We start from the raw sequence: 18717 nt of genomic DNA on the forward strand, positions 1-18717 counted from the left end.
ACCTCGCAGGCCTTGCAGCCGATGCAGATCGAGGTGTCGGTGAAGAACCCCTTGCGGGGCGGGGGGTTCTCCCAGCCCGCGTCGAGTGCCGGGTCGGTGGGCCCGGACAGCTGGTTGCGCCAGAACCCCATCGCTCAGCCTTCCTTCTGCGAGGTGGACTCGTCCGAGCCCTCGCCGTCTCGATCCTCCGGCGTCGGTGACCCCTGCGGCACGGCATCCGCCGCCCTGCGCACGTTGCCCGTGTCGGCGGTGAGGCCGGCGAGCGAGGCGTACTCCTGCACGAGGTGCACGAGGGCCTCACCGGTCGGACGACGCCCCGGCCGGATGTCGCAACTGGCGACCTTCGACTCCTGGATCGCGACGTTGGGGTCGAGGGTGACGCCGAGGAGGTCGTTGGCCGCGTCTCCGGTGACCACGGCGCCGTCGCCACCCTGGCCCCAGTGATAGGGCACGCCGATCTGGTGGACGGTCTGCTCGCCGATGCGCATGGGGCGCACGCGGTCGGTGACGAGCACCCGCGCCTCGATGGCCGACCGCGGTGAGACGAGGGTCGCCCAACCGCCGTTCTCCAGCCCGCGCAGCTCCGCCAGCTCGGGGGAGACCTCGCAGAAGAACTCCGGCTGGAGTTCGCTGAGGTAGGGCAACCACCGGCTCATGCCACCGGCGGTGTGGTGCTCCGTGAGCCGGTACGTCGTCATGACGAACGGGTACACCTCGGCGCCCCGCTCCGCGCCGGAGGGGGCGGTGAGGTTGTCCTTGCGCGGATACACCATGCGGGAGGGGTTGCGCTGCTGGCTGTACAGCGGGTTCTCGACCGGTGACTCCTGCGCCTCGTAGTGGCTCGGCATCGGCCCGTCGACCATGCCCTTGGGGGCGTACAGCCATCCCTTGCCGTCGGCCTGCATGATGAACGGGTCGTCGCCCGCGAGGCCGGCGGCACCGCCCGTGCCGGGCTCCGGGCGGTAGGAAGGAGGCGTCGTCGCGGGGAAGTCGGGGATGTCGTGCCCCGTCCAGGCGCCCTTCTCCTCGTCCCACCACACGTACGCCTTGCGCTCGCTCCACGGTCTGCCCTGAGGGTCGGCCGAGGCGCGGTTGTAGAGGATGCGCCGGTTGGCCGGCCACGCCCAGCCCCACTCGGGGGAGACCCAGCTCTGTTCGGCGTCGGGCTTGCGGCGGTGGGCCTGGTTGACGCCGTCCTTGAAGACGCCGCAGTAGATCCAGCAACCGCCGTCGGTGCTGCCGTCGTCCTTCATCTCGAGGTAGGACGAGAGGAGCTGCCCGGCCTTCTCGCCGGTGAGGTGACGACCGTTGATCTCGGCGAGGACGGCCTCGGCGTCGATCTCGCCGTGCTCGTCGAGGCGGTAGTCCCACGTGAGGTCGAGGATCGCCCGGTCCCGCGGGTGCGTGCTGCCGGAGAGCTTGCGCCGGATGGCGCGGCCGAGCTCGTAGAAGAACTCGAGATCCGAGGTGGCCTCGCCCGGGGGCGCCACGGCGGCCTCACGCCACTGCAGCAGACGCTGGGTCTGGGTGAACGTGCCGGCCTTCTCCGCGTAGGACGCGGCCGGCAGGAAGAAGACCTCGGTGCCGATGTCCTCGGTCCTGGCCTCGCCGCTCACGATCTCGGGCCCTGACTTCCAGAACGTCGCCGACTCGATGAGGTTGAGGTCGCGGACGACGAGCCACTTGAGGTTGCTCATCGCGTGGCGCTGGAGGCGGCCGTGGGAGGACCCCACCGCGGGGTTCTGCCCGAGCAGGAAGTACCCCTCGACCGTGCCGTCGATCATGCCCATCGCCGTGGCGTAGGTATTGTGGTTGCCGGTGAGGCGCGGGAGGTCACCGAAGCAGAAATCGTTCTCGGGGGTCGCCGCGTCGCCGTAGTAGGCCTTGAGCAGGTTGACCGTGTAGGCGCGTGCCTCGGCCCAGTAGCCCTTCTGGTCGGGTGAGGCGATCGTCGCCACGTAGTCCTCGAACGAGTCGTGGACACCGACCTTGGGCATGGGCAGATAGCCGGGGAGCAGGTTGAACAGCGTGGGGATGTCGGTGCTGCCCTGGATGCTCGCGTGCCCACGCAGCGCCATGATGCCGCCGCCGGGACGTCCGATGTTGCCGAGGAGCAGCTGCAGGATGCTCGCCGTGCGGATGAACTGCGCGCCGAGCGTGTGCTGGGTCCAGCCCACGGCGTAGGCGAAACACGTCGTGCGCTCGCGTCCGCTGTTCTCCGTGATCGTTCGCGCCACCTCGAGGAACTCCTCGCGGCTCACGCCGCACAACTGCTCGACGAGCTCGGGGGTGTAGCGAGAGAAGTGTCGCTTGAGCACCTGGAACACGCACCGAGGGTGCTGAAGCGTCTCGTCACGGCGCACGCGCGCGTGCTCGAGAGGCGGTCCACCCGACCCGTGCTCGTCACCGGCGGAGCGTTCGCGCTTCTCGCTGCCGTGCTCGTCGTCGCCGCCCGGCCCACCGACCTCGTCGTCGGCTCCCGCGGAGTCGTACCCCCATGTGCGCATGTCGTAGGCGCCGGTCTCGGGGTCGTAGCCCGAGAAGATGCCGTCGAGCTCGTCGACGTCCTTGAACTCCTCGTCGACGAGCGTCGCCGCGTTCGTGTACGCCTTGACGTACTCCTCGAACCAGAGGTCGTTCTCGATGACGTATCGGATGAGGGCGCCGAGGAACACGATGTCGGATCCCACGCGGATGGGCACGTGCTTGTCCGCCACGGCGGAGGTGCGCGTGAACCGCGGGTCGATGTGGATCACCGTGGCGCCACGGAGCTTGGCCTCGGTCACCCACTGGTAGGCCACCGGGTGGTTCTCGGCCATGTTGGAACCCTGGATGACGATGCAGTCCGCATTCGCCATGTCCTGCACGAACTGGGTGGCGCCGCCGCGCCCGAACGAGGCTCCCAGACTGGGAACCGTGGCGGAGTGTCAAATACGCGCCTGGTTCTCGATCTGGACGGCGCCGAGACCGGTGAACAACTTCTTGATGAGGTAGTTCTCCTCGTTGTCCAGCGCGGCGCCGCCGAGGGAGGCGATGCCCATCGTGCGGTTGAGACGCCGGCCCTGGTCGTCGACGTCCTGCCACGTACGGGCCCGCGTCTCGATGATGCGGTCGGCGATCATGTCGGTGGCCTGCGCGACGTCGAGGTGCTGCCAGTCGGTGGCGTGCGGCGCACGGTAGAGCACCTTCGTCGCCCTCTTGGGGTTGTTGACGAGCTGCTCGCTCGCGCTGCCCTTGGGGCACAGACGTCCACGGGAGATCGGGGAGTCCGGGTCGCCTTCGATCTGGACGATCTTCTCGTCCTTGACGAAGATGCGCTGGCCGCATCCGACCGCGCAGTACGGGCAGATGCTCTTGGCCACCCGATCGGCCTCGACCGTGCGCGGGGTGAGGTTCGTCGTCCGGGCCGAGGCCACGGCGGGCCCCCGACCGAGGAAGTCCCCCTCCTTGAGCTGCCGGAGCACCGGCCACCCCAGGAAGGTCGAGGCGATGGACATGCCGCTCCCCCTTCGTCGATGGTCAGGCCCACTGTACGCAGGCCCGTGACCTCCGGCACCCCGGAGAGTCGGCCCTGCCTGCGCCCGATCCACATGGGGCGGGGCGTCGGCAGCCGTGGGGGCGGTCGAGGGGGCGCCGGCCGGTCTTCGGCGGCGCCGGCCGTCAGCGGAGGAGGCGCCCCTGAGCGTCGGGCACCTTGCCGATGAACATCCGGATCGCGTCGATCAGCGCCCACAGGGCGGGCCCGAGGCACAGGAGCCACCCGAGCGGGACGAGCACTCCGCCGCCGCCGACCTGGCCCGTCTGAGCGCCGGCGGACGTCGTGACGAGCGTGACGCCGCCGATGAAGAGCGCGATTCCGAGCACGTAGAGGCCCAGCTGTGCGAGGGCGATCCTCGTCCAGCCGAGATACCAGCGCCCGGCGCTGAAGATGCCCAGGAAGAGTTGCAGGAGTCCCGCGACGACCTTGGTCTTGTCGCTCAGGCCCGCCGTCCCGGATGCCGGCCCCTGGGCCCCGTAGGCGCTGTCCGGCGTCCGGCCGACGGGGTGACCAGGGGGCTGGGTGTCGGATCCCGGCGCACCCCCGGTCGCGTCGGCGGCTCGGTACGGGTCGTGGGTGTCGCTCATCGGTGTCTCCTTGCAGGGTGTCGGACGGCGCGGTCGCGGTCGCCATGCGGAATCGAGGCCACGGAGCGCATCGGGGCCCGTCGATGACCACGACCCGTCCGATGTGAGTCCCGGTGTCACTTCGGTGGGTCGAGGGGCCGGTGTCCCCTGTTCCGCCGCGATGCCCAAGGTGGTGGACAAAAGGCTGCCGGTGCTCGACGCTTGTCGTAACCGTCCGGACGGTACAGTGCCCGACCGCAGCCACGTCCGCAGAAGATCAGGAGGTCGTCCATGAGCGTGTTCCCGCGTGTGCTCGTCGATGAGTCGCACAACGAGGCCTGGTCGCTGGACCCGCAGGTCGCCGCCCGCATCAACCCCGCCCAGCCGGCCGACGCGAGCTACGCGCAGGCGGCCGAGGCGCTGCGTCACCGGGGTTACGAGGTCCGTGCGCACACGACGGGCGCCCTCGACGGGGACGTCCTCGCCACGGCCGACGTCCTCGTCGTCGCCCACCCCGCCGACACGGCCTCCGAGCGCACGAGCGGCTCCGGCAGCCCCGTGTTCGCGGAGGTGGAGATCGACGCGATCGAGACCTACGTCCGCGGTGGAGGTGGGCTCGTCGTGCTCGGCGAGTGCCAGCAGAACTCCTACGGGTCCAACCTGCTCGACCTCCTCGCCCGGTTCGGCCTCACCATCCGCAACACGACCGTGCACGACGGCACCCACCGGTTCAACGGGGTCTCCTCGTGGGTCCTCGGGGACCTCCAGGACGACGGCCACGGCCGACGCGGCGGTGTGCTCTCCGGCATCGAGGAGGTGTGCTTCTACCGTGCGGGCACCCTCGCCGTCGACGACCCGACGAAGGCGGGGGAGGTGAGCATCCTCGCTCGCAGCCACGCCACCGCCCACCCGGGTGGCGAACTACTCGCGCTCACCGCGCGCCCGGGCGAGGGTCGGCTCGTCCTCGTCGCGGACTCCGACCTGTTCGGCGACGACTCCATCGACGACCTCGACCACCGGGCCCTCTGGGTCAACCTCCTCACGTGGGCCGCCGACACCGCTCGCGGCGCCTCGGAGTCCTCCCTCGAGGCCGCGTGGCTCGCCGTCGATCCCCGGTGGTCGGAGCTCAAGGCCGCCGTCGAGGAGATCCGCCCGCTGCAGAGCAAGGACGGCTCGATCGACGCCGAGGTCCACGACCTCGACGCCGCCCGGACCCTCGTCGAGCGGATCTGTGCGGGCATCGAGGCTCTCGCGCCCGAGTTCCCTCACGACGAGTCCTACCTCGCCCAGTGCGTCGTCGACTTCCGGCGGTGGGCCGACGAGGGCTTCGGGGTGCCCGACTTCCTCGACTCCATCCTCGAGTTCGACCCCGCCGCCCACCGGCAGGACGGACTCGCCCACCTCGTCGTCTTCCCCATGTACACGCAGAACGGCAACCTCGACCGCAACATCGAGGCCGTGCTCGTCAGCGTCTACTGGCCGGAATGGCTCGCCGAGCTCGAGAGGACGTACACGAACAAGGCGTTCCTCTCGATCGACTTCATCGACTTCACCCCGGGCTACGACACCGATTCCGCGGTGCTCTTCCCCGAGACCGTCGCCATGCGCGAGGTGCCGACGTTCACGTGGGGCGCGATCTTCTCCGACCGCGAGGCCGCGCGCTTCCGGCGCGTCACCGCCGCCGCGGCGCAGCTGCTGTCGCTCGACCTGCCGCCGGACGCCGAGCGGCTGCTCGTCAGCCAGGAGTACTGCCAGGGCATGTTCGCGATGTGGGACATGATCCACGACCGCACCCACATGCGCGGTGACCTGCCGTTCGACCCGTTCATGATCAAGCAGCGCATGCCGTACTGGATGTACTCCCTCGAGGAGCTGCGGTGCGACCTCAACACCTTCGTCGAGGCCGTGAAGCTGGAGAAGGAGGGGCAGCCGTTCGCCAAGGGCGTGCAGTACGGCGTGATCTTCGATCGCATCTTCCGCTTCTCGATCACCGGCGGGCGGGTCCGCAACTACGACGGGCTCGGCGGGCAGTTGCTGTTCGCGTGGCTGCACAAGCACGACGCGCTGCGGTGGACCGACAACCGACTCACGTTCGACTGGGCTGCGGTGCCGGGCAGCGTGTGTGCCCTCGCCGAGGCCGTCAACACCCTGTACCGCGAGGGGATCGACCGCAGCAAGGTCGCGCACTGGATCGCGAGCTACGAGTTCGTCACCCGGTACGTCGCACCGCACCCGCGGTCGACGTGGGCCAAGGGGGCCGACGCGCTTCCGTTGGACGGCAGGCCCAAGGAGCTCGTCGACCTCGTCCTGCCCGACGAGTTCCCCCTCAACGTCTTCTTCGAGGCGTTGGACAAGAAGCTCGGTCCGGTCATCGCCTCGACCAAGGGCATCACCGCCGCGACCGAGCGCGAGTACGCCCAGGAGCACGGGAGCGTGGCATGACGCCGGAGTCCGAGGGATTCACCGCCGGTCCGCACGCCGCCACGATGCCCGACCTCACGGGCAAGGTCGTCCTCGTCGCCGGCGCGGCGGGGGCGGCGGGTCCGCCCACCCTGGCCGCGCTCGTCGCCGCCGGGGCGCAGGTCGTCGCGATCGACAACGACGCCGCCCGTCTCGACCCGGTCGTCGCCGCGGTGGGGGAGGCGTTCGAGCCCGCGGCAGCAACGGCCGACGTCGCCGGGAGGGTCACCGGTGTGGTCGTCGACCTCCTCGACGAGGAGGCGACGCGGGCCGCGATCACCGCGGTCGCCGACGAACACGGCCGCATCGACGGACTGTTCCACCTCGTCGGGGGATGGCGCGGCGGCAAGGGCATCGTCGAGTCCGACCTTGCGGACTGGGACGTCATGCAGAACCTGCTCGTGCGCACCCTTCAGCACACGAGCCGCGCCTGCCACGACGCGCTCGTCGCCTCCGGCGGACGCCTCGCGATCGTCTCGACCCCGCAGGCCCAGCAACCCGGCGCCAAGAACGCGTCCTACGCCGCGGCCAAGGCGGCGGCCGAGACGTGGGCGCTGGCCGTCGCCGACTCGTTCGGCGACTCCGGCGCCGCGGTCGTCATCCTGCAGGTCAAGGCCCTGCTCACCGACGCGATGAAGGCCGACCGGCCCGACCGTCGGTTCCCCGGGTACACCCACGTCGACGACGTCGCGGCCCACCTCGTCAGACTGTGGGAGTCCCCTGCCGACTCGTCGAACGGAACCCGACAGTGCCTCATCCCCTGATCTCCCGCCTCCACGACCCCGAGTTCCGGGGCTTCGCGAGCGACAACTACTCCGGTGTCCTGCCGGAGGTGCTCGAGGCGCTCGCGATCGTCAACGGCGGTCACCAGCGGGCGTACGGCGCCGACGTGTACACCGAGGCGCTCGGGGACCTCGTCCGCGCGCAGTTCGGGGACGCCGCGAGTGTGTACCCCGTCTTCAACGGCACCGGGGCGAACATCGTCTCCCTCGACCTCGTCACGCCCCGGTGGGGCGCGGTCGTGTGCGCCCGCACGGCACACATCAACGTCGACGAGTGCGGGGCGCCGGAGAAGATCGCCGGCCTCAAGTTGCTTCCCGTCGACACCGAGGACGGCAAGCTCACCCCGGAGTCGGTCGAGCAGGTCGCGTGGGGTTTCGGCGACGAACACCACGCCCAGCCCGCCGTCGTGTCGATCACCCAGAGCACCGAACTCGGGACGCTGTACACGGTCGAGGAGATCCGCGCCCTCGCCGACCAGGCGCACGCACTGGGGATGCGGCTGCACCTCGACGGGGCGCGTCTGTTCATCGGGGCGGCGGCGCTGGGGGTCTCGTTGCGGGACCCCACCACCGACGCCGGCGTCGACATCCTCTCCCTCGGAGGCACGAAGCACGGGCTCATGGGCGCCGAAGCCGTCGTCGTGCTCGAACCGGGGATCCTCGATCATCCGCAGCGGGCCTTGTTCGTGCGTAAGCTCGACGCCCAACTCAACAGCAAGATGCGGTTCAGTTCGGCCCAGCTGCTCACCATCCTCACGGACGACCTGTGGCGGCGGGGTTCGGAGCATGCCATCGCGATGGCCCGGCGTCTCGCCGACGCCGTGCGCGACGTCGAGGGCGTCCGGCTCACCCGCGAACCCGAGGCCAACGCCGTGTTCGCGGTGCTGCCCGCCGAGGTCACCGCGCGGCTCCAGGAGCGCTACCCGTTCTACGTGTGGGACGAGGCCACCGGCGAGGTGCGGTGGATGTGCAGCTTCGACACGACCGAGCACGACATCGACGCCTTCGCGGCGGCCCTGCGGGAGGAGCTCGCTGCGTGACCTCGTCGCCGGCCCACTCGGCGACGGGGGCTGGCGCAGGTGAGCGTGGGCACGGGATGAGTACCGCGACCTCCGCGACCCGTCCGAGATAGGTCGCGGGGCTCAGGCGCGGTCGGTGCGGTCCTGGTGGCATGAGGCATCCGATCCGACGGCATCTCCGAGGAGGCCTCCATGCCCCGCCACACCGCCCCGCCCGATCCGCTCGTCGGCGCCCTGCTCGAGGAGGTCGTCGGGATCCGCGGGGAAGTCGCAGTCATCTCGCGCCGGCTGGGGGAGGCCCCGTGGCCGACCCCGCCGAGTCCGTCGGCACGTCCGGCCTCCTCGGCGCCGGCCCCCCGGAACGCCCCGGCGTCGTCGGCGGCCCCGACGGTCCCCGCGGCCCCGCCGCGCGCGGCGTCTCCGGAGGCCCCGACCGACTGGTCGGCCCAGACGGCTCCGGCGAGGTCGGCGGCCTCGCCGACCCCGGCCCCCATGAGCCGCAGGTCGACCCACGCCTCCGACCCCTGGGCCGCACCGTCGGGGTCGCTGCGGCGGGGCCGACGCACCCCGCCCGACGCCGCTGCCCGCGGGGGCGGGCCTCTCGGCGCGACGGACGCATCCGCACCGCACGCACCGTTGTCGGCCAAGGCCGGTCCGTCCGCATCCGGCCCCGCCGAGCTCGGGACACCCGCTCGTGCGGCGCAGCGCCGAGCCCCGTCCCTCACCCCCGAGCGCGTGCTCGCCGTGGCCGGGGCGATCGTGACGATCCTCGGGGTCGGGTTCCTCCTCGCCGTGGCCATCGCGGCCGGGCTGTTCGGGCCGATCGCGCGCGTCTCGGCCCTCGCGGTCCTCGCCGTCGTGCTGGGCCTGGTCTCTCGCCGCGTTCGTCGCACGGGCGAGGACGCCGCCGTGGCACTCGCCGCGACCTCGGCCGCCGCCGCGTTCGGCGTGGCCGTCGCGGCGACGACGGTGTATGGGTGGGTGCCGCCGCCGGTGGGAGTCCTCGGTGCGCTCGGGCTCGCGGGAGCGGGCGTGTTCGCCGGGCACCGATGGCGTTCGGCCGGTCTCGCCGGACTCGTCTACCTCCAGGCCCTGCTCGTCCTCGCCGTGATCGTCCCTCTCGACCACGCCGCGGGGTACACCCAGCTCACCGTCTTCGCCGCCGTCGCGTACGTCCCGGTCGTCCTCGCCGTTGTCGAGCACCGGTGGCTCCGGTTGTTCCGCTGGGCATCGGTCGCGCTCGGCCTCGTCGCGCTGCTCGGTGTCGTCTGGTCCCTCGCCGCGGGCGGTCCCGGTCTCGCGCCCGTGCTGGCGGCGCTCGCCGTCCTCGCCCTCGTGGCCGCCGTCGCCATGGCCGTCGGGGAGGTCGCGATCCTCGGTTCGGCCACCGCCGCCACCGCGTTCTCCCTGCTCGCGCTCCGGGTGCACGAGGGTCAGGGCGGCGGCGTGCGACTCGATACGATCCTCGCCGGGGTCCTCGCGACCCTCGCCGCCGCCGCGGCGGTCCGGTATCGCCGGGGGATGCGCGGCATGCTCACCGTCAGCGCCGTCACCTACCTGTTCCTCGCGACGACCACGCTGCCGGTGTCGTGGCGCGCCGTCGCGGTCCTCCTGGCGTTCGAGGCGCTCGCGCTGCTCCTCGCGGCGCGGGTACGAACCTCCCTCGCCCTGTGGGGGGCGTCGCTGGCGTTCACGGTCACGGCGCTCGGTTGCCTGCTCGCCCTCGTGCCGCTCCCGGCGTTGCTCGCCACCTCCACCGTGGGTCGCACGACGCAGTGGGAGGCCGTCGCGGTCGGCGCCCTCCTCGCGGCCGTGGGGGCGCTCACCTTCGCGAGCCGCTCGGGTCTGCGGCCGGCGCGGGTGCCCGCCGATGTGCTCGGCCTCGCCGGCATCGCGCTCGGTCTCTACGGCGCGACTTCCGGCATCGTCGCCGTCGGTCTGCTCGACGGGGCCTCGTCGTTGCAGGAGATGGGCGCCAACGTCATCACGACGATCGTGTGGGTCGGCGTCGCCGTCGCGATGATCCTCCGCCCCGCCTCACCGCTCAGCCGCGCGGGCTTCGTCCTCATGGCCGCGGCGATCGCCAAGCTCTTCCTCGCCGATCTGCACTCCGTCGACGGGGTGTTGCGCGCGGTGCTGTTCGTGCTCACCGGGCTCGTGCTCATCGGAGCCGCCTCGCAGATCCGCCGGTTCGGCGGCGCAACCGTGCCGACCGCGGCCCCGCCCACAGCCGAACCGGCCGCCGCCGCATCGGCCGCGCCCGTCGTCGGGACGGGCGATGGGTCGCCGGCTACCGGGTGATGACGTCCTGGGGTGACTGCGCCTCGCAGTAGTCGCGGAGTTGGGCGGCCTCCTTGACGAGGGTCTTCTCGATCTCGCCCTTGGCCATGCCGCCCGCGAGCCGCCCGGTCAGGTCGTCGTGGCGCAGCGTCGACGTCACGGCGATCCGCCGATCCGCCATCTCCTCGAGGACGTAGACGAACACGAACCTGCCGGCGCTCGTCTCCGCGACGAACTCGAAACGGCGCTCCGGTTCGACCTGGCGAACCTGGATGCGCTGGTCGTCGAACTTCCACCAGGCCTGCTTGACGAGGTACTCCGACCCGTATCTCGCGGGCGCACCCGGGCCGGTCGCCTCGACGCGACGAACGTCGTCCATCCACCGGGGCCAGGCCTCGGGATCGGCCACGGCGCCCCACACCGTCTGTACATCCGAGGCGATCTCGACGGTCGTCGTGCACTCCATGTCGGTCCTCCAGGCTCGCCGGGCGGGTCCTGCGCGAGTCTACGAGTCCGGGGCGCGGCCGGGGGGTGCGACGGCCGGGACGGGTGGTGCGGGAGCGCGACGGGCGCACGAGGGGGGCGGATGGCCGGGTCGTTCGAGAAGGGTGAACGTGAGGGCGCGGAGGGAGGCTCAGGACATGGCCGTCCTCGACACGTGGTGTTGAAACGTCCACCACCCGCAGAGGGTGCGGTGTTCGGGGTCCACCCCGCGGTCGCCGGTTCACGCTGTCGAGCGGGAGCACCCGACGGCCGCCCGTCTTCTCGTTGCACCTGCCGACCGCTGCCTGTTAGTATCCTGGACGAATGTACAGGACGATCGTCCAGATGAACGCGGCGCAGGCTGCGTTCGCCGCGTCGCCACCCATCCCCTGACCCTCTCGGCTCCGGCCGGGGTGCCCGGAGGTGAGTCCGCCGGCCGGACGACCGGTCTACCGGATGCATCTTGGGGCGGAAGGCTGCACTGCTGTGTTCAGCGAATCTGGCGGTGGGCCGTGCGACGACGCGGTCGAGCACTGTTCTCGTCCTGTCGTCGTGTCCCCTGATGCCGCGGGGTCTCGTACGGCGGCCGGGGCCTGTCGGCTTCCTGGGGTGGGGAACTGAGCGTCATGGAAGCAACAGCGCACGCCGACTGTCTCGCCGTCGCTCTCGCGCACGCCGTCCTGTTCGGTCTCCTCGCATGGGGTCCGTCCTCGCAACTGCTCCTTCGGCACGTGCGACACGCCCGCCTTCTTCGCCAGGGGTTGTTGGCGGGCAGCGTCGCCATCATCGTTCTCGCCCTCTCGCCGTGGATGTTCCACCTGTCCGAGCGGTGGTGCACGGTGGTGGCGGTCGCCGCCATCACGATGAGCTCGATCCTGCTCCTGGGAGGGCTGTTCACGGTCATCACCTGCCGCATCCGTGCCGAGGCGGCCCCCGTCCCCAAGCGAGTCCTCACCGTCGGTGCGCACCCGGACGACCTCGAGTTGGCGTGTGGGGGCACGTTGGCGAAGTTGGTGGACATGGGGCACGACGTGCACGCACTCGTCCTCAGTCGCGGAGGAGTCGGTGGGGCTGCCGCGGTGCGGTGCGCCGAGGCGCGCGACGGTGCGCGGAGACTGGGCGTCGGCGACGTCCTGGTCCATGACTTTCCCGACACCCATCTCGCGCTCACATCCCGCGAGATGACCTTGGCCATCGAGAATCACATCAGGTCGATCGACCCTCACCTCATCATCACGCACTCGGCCCACGACTACCACCAGGACCATCTCGCCGTGCACCAGGCCGTTCTCCGGGCCGCACGACGACACCACTCCATCCTGTGCTTCGAGTCGCCGTCGGTCACCTCGGAGTTCAAACCCACCGTCTTCTTCGACGTCACCGACTACATGGTGGTCAAGCAACATGCCGTTCAGGCCCACCAGGACCAATTGAGGGGAAAGCGTACGTATATGCAGCAGCAGCACCTGGAGGGGATGGCGATGTTCCGCGGCGGACAGGTTCGGCGCGAACGGGCCGAGGCGTTCGAAGTGGTCCGGCTGTTGGCCGATCAGGCCGGTCTGGTCTGACGTGGCGCGGCTCCTCATCACCGGTGCGGGCGGACCCGCGGGCGATTCTCTGGGTCGCCAACTCCAGGGGACCCCACACGCCGTCGTCGGCGTCGACATGGAGCCTCTCTCGCTCGACGCCGAGGCGCGTTTCGACCGGACGTACGTCGTACCGGCCGCGACGTCGCCCGACTTCCTCCCTCGCCTCCGCGACCTCGTGCGCCGCGAGGCCATCGACGTCGTCATCCCCACGGTGCAGGAGGAGTTGCCGATCCTCGCCGGCGTCGCCGACCTCGTGGGGGCTCGTGTCGTCATCAGCCCGTCGGAGGCGGTCTGGCGTGCGCAGGACAAGCTGATCACCGCCTGGGCTCTCGAGCAGTCGGGTGTGCCGACTCCCCGCACCTGTGCCCTCGTGTCGTCGTCGGAGGGGGGCGACCACGCGGTTCCTTCGCCTCCGATGGCGTTCCCCTTCATCGTCAAGCCCCGCACGAGCCGGGGCGGGCGAGGGGTCACGGTCGTCGACTCGGCGGCCGAGTGGACGCGGGAGGTCCTCGAGCGCCCCGGACAGGTCGTTCAGGAGTTCGCCGACGGGGCCGAGTACGCCGTCCAGGTGTACGTGCCCTCCGGGGGCGATGACGTGACGAGCGTCGTCCTGGAGAAGACCACCCTCAAACAAGGTCGCGTCGGCAACGCGGAAGCGGTGCGTCGTGTGTCCCCGGAGGAGGATGCCGACGTGGCCGCGGTCGCGACCGACGCGGTGCTCGCGCTGGGCCTGCGCGGTCCGCTCGACGTCGACGTACGACGCGACGGTTGGGGTGCGCCGGTGGTCCTCGAGGTCAACGCGCGCTTCGGCGCCAACAGCGCGTACGCGCCGGAGCTGCTCGCCCGGCTGCTGGAGGAGTGGAACATGACCGGCGCGGACCCCGGATCGACATGAGTGCGGTGTTGCCGTCCTTCCTGCAGGCGTCGTGGCTTCTCGCCGCCGCCGCGATCGTCGTGTTCTTCGCCGGCACCGTCAAGGCGGTGTACCTGCCGCTCGCCCTGTGGTTCGAGGCGGCGCAGTTCAGGAGGCGGAAGGACCCGGGCCTGCTCGCCGACCAGCCTCTCGTCAGCATCGTGGTCCCGGCGTTCAACGAGGCCAAAGTGCTCGACAAGGCCGTGGCCTCGATCCTCGGCCAACCGTACGGTCGGATCGAGGTCGTGCTCGTCGACGACGGGTCGACCGACGACACCATGAGCCGGATGCGGCTGTGGGCCGAGACCGACGAGCGCGTCCGTTGTGTCCACCAGGAGAACGGTGGCAAGGGGGCGGCGCTCAACACGGGCCTGACGTCCTGTACCGGGGAGATCGTCATGTTCGTCGACGCCGACGGCGTGTTCACCGAGCAGACGATCCCCGAGGCCCTCCGGGCGTTCACCGACCCCTCGGTCGTCGCGGTCTGCGGCGACGACCGGCCGGTCAACCTCGACCGGATCCAGACCCGGTTCCTCGCCTTCATCAGTCACGTGGGGACGGGGCTCGTGCGTCGGGCCCTGCACCTCGCGCGGTGCATGCCGATCATCTCCGGCAACGTGGGAGCGTTCCGCCGGAGCGTCGTCGTGGATCTGGGCGGGTTCCGCACCGACACCGTGGGTGAGGACCTCGAGCTCACGTGGCGACTCCTGCGTCACGGACACCGGGTCGTGTTCGCGCCGCGGGCGATCGTCTACGCGGAGTCTCCGTCGACGGTGTCCGGGCTGTGGCGTCAACGGGTTCGGTGGTCGAGAGGTCTGCTTCAGGCCCTCCGGATCCACGGTTCGGCGATGTTCACCCCTCAGCGCGGCATGCTCGGCGTCCTGCTCATGTACATGTCGCTCACCATGGTTCTCGTGCCGGTCCTCCAGACGATCCTGCTCGTCGCGGCCATCGCCGGCGTCGTGACATGGACGGGTGGTGGCGTGGCGGGGCCGACACCGGACCAGGTGTGGGGCGCACTGATGTGGCTGGGTCTCGTCGTCGCCGCCTTCCTGGCGGTCGTCTCGGCGCTACTGGACCGCGCTCCGCGCGACCTGCGACACGCATGGACCATCCCCCTGTGGCCCCTGTACTCCGTCTTCGTCAGCTTGACCATGCTCCGTGCCCTCGTGGCCGCCTTGCAGAAGGCCCCGGTCCGCTGGAACAAGCTCGAGCGCACGGGCGTCGTCTCGGTGCCACGGGTACTGCCGGCCAGGGCGGCCCGGCGTGTCTCCTGACGGCGTGCCCCCGACCTCGCGTCGTCGTCAGCGGGTGCGACGAGCCGTCGCCGTCTCGCTCGTCGTCCCTGCGCTCATGATGTCCGCGGCGAGCTGCCGGTTCCCGGCCCTCGGCCCGTCGGGAGATGAGGACCCTCGAGCGGGACGTGGTGTCGCGAGCGAGCGGCTGGTGGGCATCGGGTACGAGGACGTGGTCGCGAGCTCCCGCTCGTGGAGCCAGGTGAGTGCCACGCTCGACGAGATGGGGGCCACCGGCGTCACGGTGAGTGTGGGGCGCCCGGAGTGGACGGCGTTCCCCTGGCCCGACCATTCGGCGTCGTGGTCGGCCCCGGTCAGGACGTCGGGGGAGGACTACGTCGCCAAGGCGGTCGACGTGCTCAAGGAGGACGGGAACGGCCGGCGGCGGTCGATCACCCTCACCATCGACGTCCTCGCGCCGCGACGCATCGCCCAGCGTCCCGAGCTGGGCGCGCTGGCCACGGACGGGACGCGGTCGACCGAGGTCCTCGGCCCGGCCGCCCTCGTCGGGGAGGGGGGTGAGCAGATCGCCGACATGTGCGGCGCCGTGGCGCGCAGATACGACGTCGATCGCGTGGCTCTCGCCGAGCTCTTCGTCGAGAGCGGGTACGGCCCGGACGACCTCGAGGTCTTCCGCCGGATGACCGGTGAGCAGGACTGGCCGCGCGATGCATCCGGAGCGATCGACACCGCTGCGGAGTCACTCGGCGCCTTCCGCTCGGCGGTCGTCACCGACGTGGTGCGACGGTGCGCCGCTCAGGTCCATCCCACCGGCAAGGCCGTGGACGTCGACGTCCGCGCCAACTGGACCGGCCCCGGCTCCCGCCCGGACTCCGGGCACGACTACGCCGAACTGCTCGAGACGGCCGACCACCTCACGGTGTGGAACTACTTCGGGATCTCGCAGCAGGACCCCTCCTACTCCCGGCAGATCACGAAGTCCCTCGCGGATTCGGTCGGCGCCGCCCGCCTCGACCGGGTCACCATGTCCGTCGGGCTGTGGGCGGGCCAGGGCGACGACTCCAGAGAGGTCATCAGTCCCGAGCAGCTCGAGGAGGGGCTGCTGGAGTCGGCGACGAACGGCCTCACCTCCGTCTCGGTGACCCCGCTCTCCCTCCTGGACGACTCGCATCGGCGTGCGGTGGCGCGGGCCTGGAATCCGGGCGGCGGTTCCATCCGGCCGACATCGGGGGGCACGGCGACGCGGTGATCGGCGCCCGCATCGCGGCCCCACGCGCGTCGGCGTGGTGTCGTTCGCGGCGCGGCGTCGTCTCCCCGGGGGCGGCGAGAGACCGCGCCCGGGGCTCGCTCATTCCGGGGGCGTGAGCAGGGGGCGCTTCGGGGGGCGTCCGTCGCCGGAGGAACGTCCGGTGAGCCGTCGCCCCACCCAGGGCCGCAGGTGCACGGTCGCCCACTCGCGGTCGTTGCGCCACTGTTGCGACCGGGCGATCGACGGCGCGGGAGACCTCGGGGCGTCGGGGTCGGCGTCCACCGGGGAGTATCCGAGCGCGGTGTACGCGGCGAGGGCCACGCGGCGGTGGCCGTCGCTGTTCATGTGGAGGCGGTCCTCGCTCCACGAGCGCCAGTCCTTGAGGGCGTGCATGCCCCACTGGTCGATCACCGCGCAGCCGTGACGCCGCGCGATACTCCAGATGCTCGCCGCGAACATCGCGTGCCGACCCCGCACGGCGCGGATGACCGGGGCGTCCTTGGGGTCCGTCGGGGTCGCGAGCAGCACGTCGGCGCCACTCTCACGCAGGCGGACGACCGCGTCCTCGAGTTGGGCGGCGAGCGCCCCGAGGTCGGCGCGGGGGCGGAGGATGTCGTTGCCGCCACCGACGATGCTCACGAGATCGGGCTCGAGCTCGAGCGCGTGGTCGAGCTGGCGACCGACGATGTCATCGAGCTTGCGCCCGCGGATCGCGAGGTTGGCGTAGTCGAGGGATCCACCGCGCTCGCGCGCGGCCTCGTCGAGCATCGCCGCGAGGCGGTCGGCCCAGCCGCGGAACTGCTCGGGGCGCTGCGGGTCGACATCGTTCATCCCCTCCGTGAACGAATCGCCGATCGCGACGTAGCGACGCCAGCCCTGTTCGGGCGGGGTGAGGAACGAGATCACGGAAGTCTCCAGTCGATCGGTTCGGCGCCCTGCTGCTCGAGCAGGGTGTTGGCGCGGGTGAACGGACGGGACCCGAAGAAACCGCTGTGCGCGGACAGGGGAGAGGGGTGGGCGCTCTCGACGCGGGGCATGCTCCCGAGCGCCGGCGCGAGGGAACGGGCGTCGCGACCCCACAGGATCGCGACCATCGGCTGTCCCGCCGCGTGCGCGCGGTCGAGTGCCTCGATGGCGCACGAGGTGACGGTCTCCCATCCCTTGCCGCGGTGGCTCGCCGAGGCACCGGGCCGGACGGTGAGCACGCGGTTGAGGAGCATGACGCCACGGTCCGCCCACGGCGAGAGGTCGCCGGTGCTCGGGGTGGGGACGCCGAGGTCGGTGCCCATCTCGCGGTAGATGTTGACGAGCGATTTGGGGATCGGGGAGACCTCGGGCGCGACGGAGAAGGACAGCCCGACCGCGTGTCCCGGTGTGGGGTACGGGTCCTGGCCGACGATGAGGACCCGCACGGCCGCCAACGGGCGCTCGAAGGCCCGGAGCACGTGCGGGCCTGCCGGCAGATAGGGGCGTCCCGCGTCGAGCTCGGCCCGAAGGTAGTCGCCGATGCGGTGCACCTCGTCCTCGACCTCGGAGAGTGCCTCCGCCCAGGAGGGGTGTACGAGATCGGCGAGCGGGGCGGGCATGGGGTCAACCTATCGTCGTCGTGGTGGCCCCTCGCGCCGACCCCGATCGGGTCAGCGGCGCCACACGTACGGGGTCGTCGTCGTGACCTTCGTGAGGCCGGACCTCGCGAGGATCGGCCGCGAGTCGGCGCTGCAGTCGCTGTGCAGCAGCGTGCGGCCGAGTGTGAGGGCATGTCGTGCGCGTGCTGCGGTGAGCGCGCGGTAGACGCCGCCGCGTCGCCGGTCGGCGCGGGTCGCCCCGCCCCACAGACCGGCGACGTCGGTGCCGCGGACGGGCTCGAGGCGTCCGCAGGAGACGATCTCGCCGTCGGCGTCCGCGATCCACAGGCTCATCCCCTCGGGGTCGCCGCACTCGTCCGCCAGGCGGCGCATGAGCGCGTCCGCCGTTCGCTCCGAACGAGGGTCGCCGAACGCCTCGTCGGCCATCGCCGACATCGCCCGCACGTCGGATTCCGCGGTGATCCGGCGGATCCGGACGCCCTCCGGGAGTGGGGTGTCGCCGGCGAGGTCGGTGGCCCGGCCGATCATCACGGACTCGACCTCGCCCGGCACGAGACCGAGATCGAGGAGGGCGTCGTCGAGGGCCGCCTGGACGGTGTCGTGGCCGCGGGTCTTCCACTCGACGTCGGTGACCGCGGGGTCGTCGAGCAGCGGGGCCAGGACGCGGCGCGCGACTCGGGCCACCTCGCCCGTCGACGCGCGCCACCCGGCCTCGTGGACGACGAACCCGCGGCCTTCCCGGTAACGGCCGACGAGCACCGGGCCGTCACGGTCGACCCGGTCGGCGGAGGCGAACTCGCTCTCCCCACGAAGCTGGGTGTCGTAGACGTGGAGGAGTGCGTGCGTACCGGTCACCCCGCCAGCATGGAGGTCGACCCCCACGCCGGTCACCCCCTTTTTCAGCCGGGTCACACGAGTCCCGCCACCTCGGGGGCGAGGGGACCGCGAACGCGGCCGAGGACCACGCCGCCCGGGGCGGGTGCGGGTCTCCGGGCG

At 71.3% G+C, this 18717-nt stretch carries 14 protein-coding genes and 1 pseudogene; 8 read left to right on the forward strand and 7 right to left on the reverse strand.

What is annotated here, in order from left to right; all coding sequences use genetic code 11:
- The 3 genes and pseudogenes from RT054_RS13635 to RT054_RS13645 all read right to left on the reverse strand — a co-directional run.
- Positions 1-131: pseudogene (locus RT054_RS13635) on the reverse strand (4Fe-4S ferredoxin); the annotation flags it as partial.
- 3 nt (positions 132-134) lie between these two features.
- Entirely contained in the window at positions 135-3497 is a 3363-nt protein-coding gene (fdh, locus tag RT054_RS13640) for a formate dehydrogenase (RefSeq protein WP_313024548.1), read from the reverse strand.
- A gap of 163 nt (positions 3498-3660) precedes the next feature.
- Positions 3661-4125: a TM2 domain-containing protein gene (locus RT054_RS13645; RefSeq protein ID WP_313024550.1), complete on the reverse strand. Its 465-nt coding sequence runs from the start codon at positions 4123-4125 to the stop codon at positions 3661-3663.
- A gap of 270 nt (positions 4126-4395) precedes the next feature.
- On the opposite strand from RT054_RS13645, the gene RT054_RS13650 reads away from it, so the two are divergent.
- The 4 genes from RT054_RS13650 to RT054_RS13665 all read left to right on the forward strand — a co-directional run bounded on the left by RT054_RS13650 (position 4396) and on the right by RT054_RS13665 (position 10666).
- Complete coding sequence (locus RT054_RS13650) at positions 4396-6546, forward strand: DUF6421 family protein (protein WP_313024553.1); 2151 nt, start codon at positions 4396-4398, stop codon at positions 6544-6546.
- The gene (locus tag RT054_RS13655) at positions 6543-7328 is read left to right on the forward strand and encodes an SDR family NAD(P)-dependent oxidoreductase (RefSeq protein ID WP_313024556.1); all 786 of its coding nucleotides are present in this window, start codon (positions 6543-6545) and stop codon (positions 7326-7328) included. The genes RT054_RS13650 and RT054_RS13655 overlap by 4 nt, the downstream gene beginning before the upstream one ends.
- Positions 7313-8386: a beta-eliminating lyase-related protein gene (locus tag RT054_RS13660; RefSeq protein ID WP_313024559.1), complete on the forward strand. Its 1074-nt coding sequence runs from the start codon at positions 7313-7315 to the stop codon at positions 8384-8386. The genes RT054_RS13655 and RT054_RS13660 overlap by 16 nt, the downstream gene beginning before the upstream one ends.
- A gap of 471 nt (positions 8387-8857) precedes the next feature.
- Positions 8858-10666: a DUF2339 domain-containing protein gene (locus tag RT054_RS13665; RefSeq protein ID WP_313024562.1), complete on the forward strand. Its 1809-nt coding sequence runs from the start codon at positions 8858-8860 to the stop codon at positions 10664-10666.
- Here RT054_RS13665 and RT054_RS13670 read toward each other — a convergent pair.
- Complete coding sequence (locus tag RT054_RS13670) at positions 10656-11111, reverse strand: SRPBCC family protein (protein ID WP_313024566.1); 456 nt, start codon at positions 11109-11111, stop codon at positions 10656-10658. The genes RT054_RS13665 and RT054_RS13670 overlap by 11 nt on opposite strands.
- 643 nt (positions 11112-11754) lie before the next feature.
- Here RT054_RS13670 and RT054_RS13675 point away from each other — a divergent pair.
- From RT054_RS13675 to RT054_RS13690, 4 genes are read left to right on the forward strand one after another with little or no spacing between them, the layout of a single operon-like run.
- On the forward strand, positions 11755-12696 hold the full coding sequence (locus RT054_RS13675) for a PIG-L family deacetylase (RefSeq protein ID WP_313024568.1): 942 nt from the start codon (positions 11755-11757) through the stop codon (positions 12694-12696).
- A gap of 1 nt (position 12697) precedes the next feature.
- Positions 12698-13612, forward strand: a complete 915-nt coding sequence (locus RT054_RS13680) for an ATP-grasp domain-containing protein (protein WP_396837307.1) — start codon at positions 12698-12700, stop codon at positions 13610-13612.
- A complete protein-coding gene (locus RT054_RS13685) occupies positions 13609-14907 on the forward strand; it encodes a glycosyltransferase family 2 protein (RefSeq protein ID WP_312717752.1) in 1299 nt (432 codons plus the stop codon). The genes RT054_RS13680 and RT054_RS13685 overlap by 4 nt, the downstream gene beginning before the upstream one ends.
- A 4-nt stretch (positions 14908-14911) precedes the next feature.
- Positions 14912-16135, forward strand: a complete 1224-nt coding sequence (locus tag RT054_RS13690) for a hypothetical protein (protein ID WP_312717754.1) — start codon at positions 14912-14914, stop codon at positions 16133-16135.
- A gap of 99 nt (positions 16136-16234) precedes the next feature.
- Here the strand turns inward: RT054_RS13690 and RT054_RS13695 are convergent, their stop codons facing one another.
- The 3 genes from RT054_RS13695 to RT054_RS13705 are packed head-to-tail and all read right to left on the reverse strand — an operon-like array spanning position 16235 to position 18576.
- The gene (locus tag RT054_RS13695; RefSeq protein ID WP_312717801.1) at positions 16235-17038 is read right to left on the reverse strand and encodes an SGNH/GDSL hydrolase family protein; all 804 of its coding nucleotides are present in this window, start codon (positions 17036-17038) and stop codon (positions 16235-16237) included.
- Positions 17038-17721: a uracil-DNA glycosylase gene (locus RT054_RS13700; RefSeq protein ID WP_313024573.1), complete on the reverse strand. Its 684-nt coding sequence runs from the start codon at positions 17719-17721 to the stop codon at positions 17038-17040. Before RT054_RS13700 ends, RT054_RS13695 begins: the two co-directional genes overlap by 1 nt.
- Positions 17722-17772: 51 nt before the next feature.
- Positions 17773-18576, reverse strand: coding sequence for a GNAT family N-acetyltransferase (locus RT054_RS13705; RefSeq protein ID WP_313024575.1), 804 nt, complete (start codon positions 18574-18576; stop codon positions 17773-17775).
- Between the last annotated feature and the right edge of the window lie 141 nt (positions 18577-18717).

The organism is Mobilicoccus sp., from assembly GCF_032060985.1.
Taxonomy (GTDB): domain Bacteria; phylum Actinomycetota; class Actinomycetes; order Actinomycetales; family Dermatophilaceae; genus Mobilicoccus.

Coding starts and splice junctions, on each gene's coding strand:
- RT054_RS13675 (WP_313024568.1), top strand. CDS start 11,755: ATGGAAGCAACAGCGCACGCCGACTGTCTCGCCGTCGCTCTCGCGCAC.
- RT054_RS13670 (WP_313024566.1), bottom strand. CDS start 11,111: ATGGAGTGCACGACGACCGTCGAGATCGCCTCGGATGTACAGACGGTG.
- RT054_RS13645 (WP_313024550.1), bottom strand. CDS start 4,125: ATGAGCGACACCCACGACCCGTACCGAGCCGCCGACGCGACCGGGGGT.
- RT054_RS13700 (WP_313024573.1), bottom strand. CDS start 17,721: ATGCCCGCCCCGCTCGCCGATCTCGTACACCCCTCCTGGGCGGAGGCA.
- RT054_RS13685 (WP_312717752.1), top strand. CDS start 13,609: ATGAGTGCGGTGTTGCCGTCCTTCCTGCAGGCGTCGTGGCTTCTCGCC.
- RT054_RS13655 (WP_313024556.1), top strand. CDS start 6,543: ATGACGCCGGAGTCCGAGGGATTCACCGCCGGTCCGCACGCCGCCACG.
- RT054_RS13650 (WP_313024553.1), top strand. CDS start 4,396: ATGAGCGTGTTCCCGCGTGTGCTCGTCGATGAGTCGCACAACGAGGCC.
- RT054_RS13665 (WP_313024562.1), top strand. CDS start 8,858: ATGAGCCGCAGGTCGACCCACGCCTCCGACCCCTGGGCCGCACCGTCG.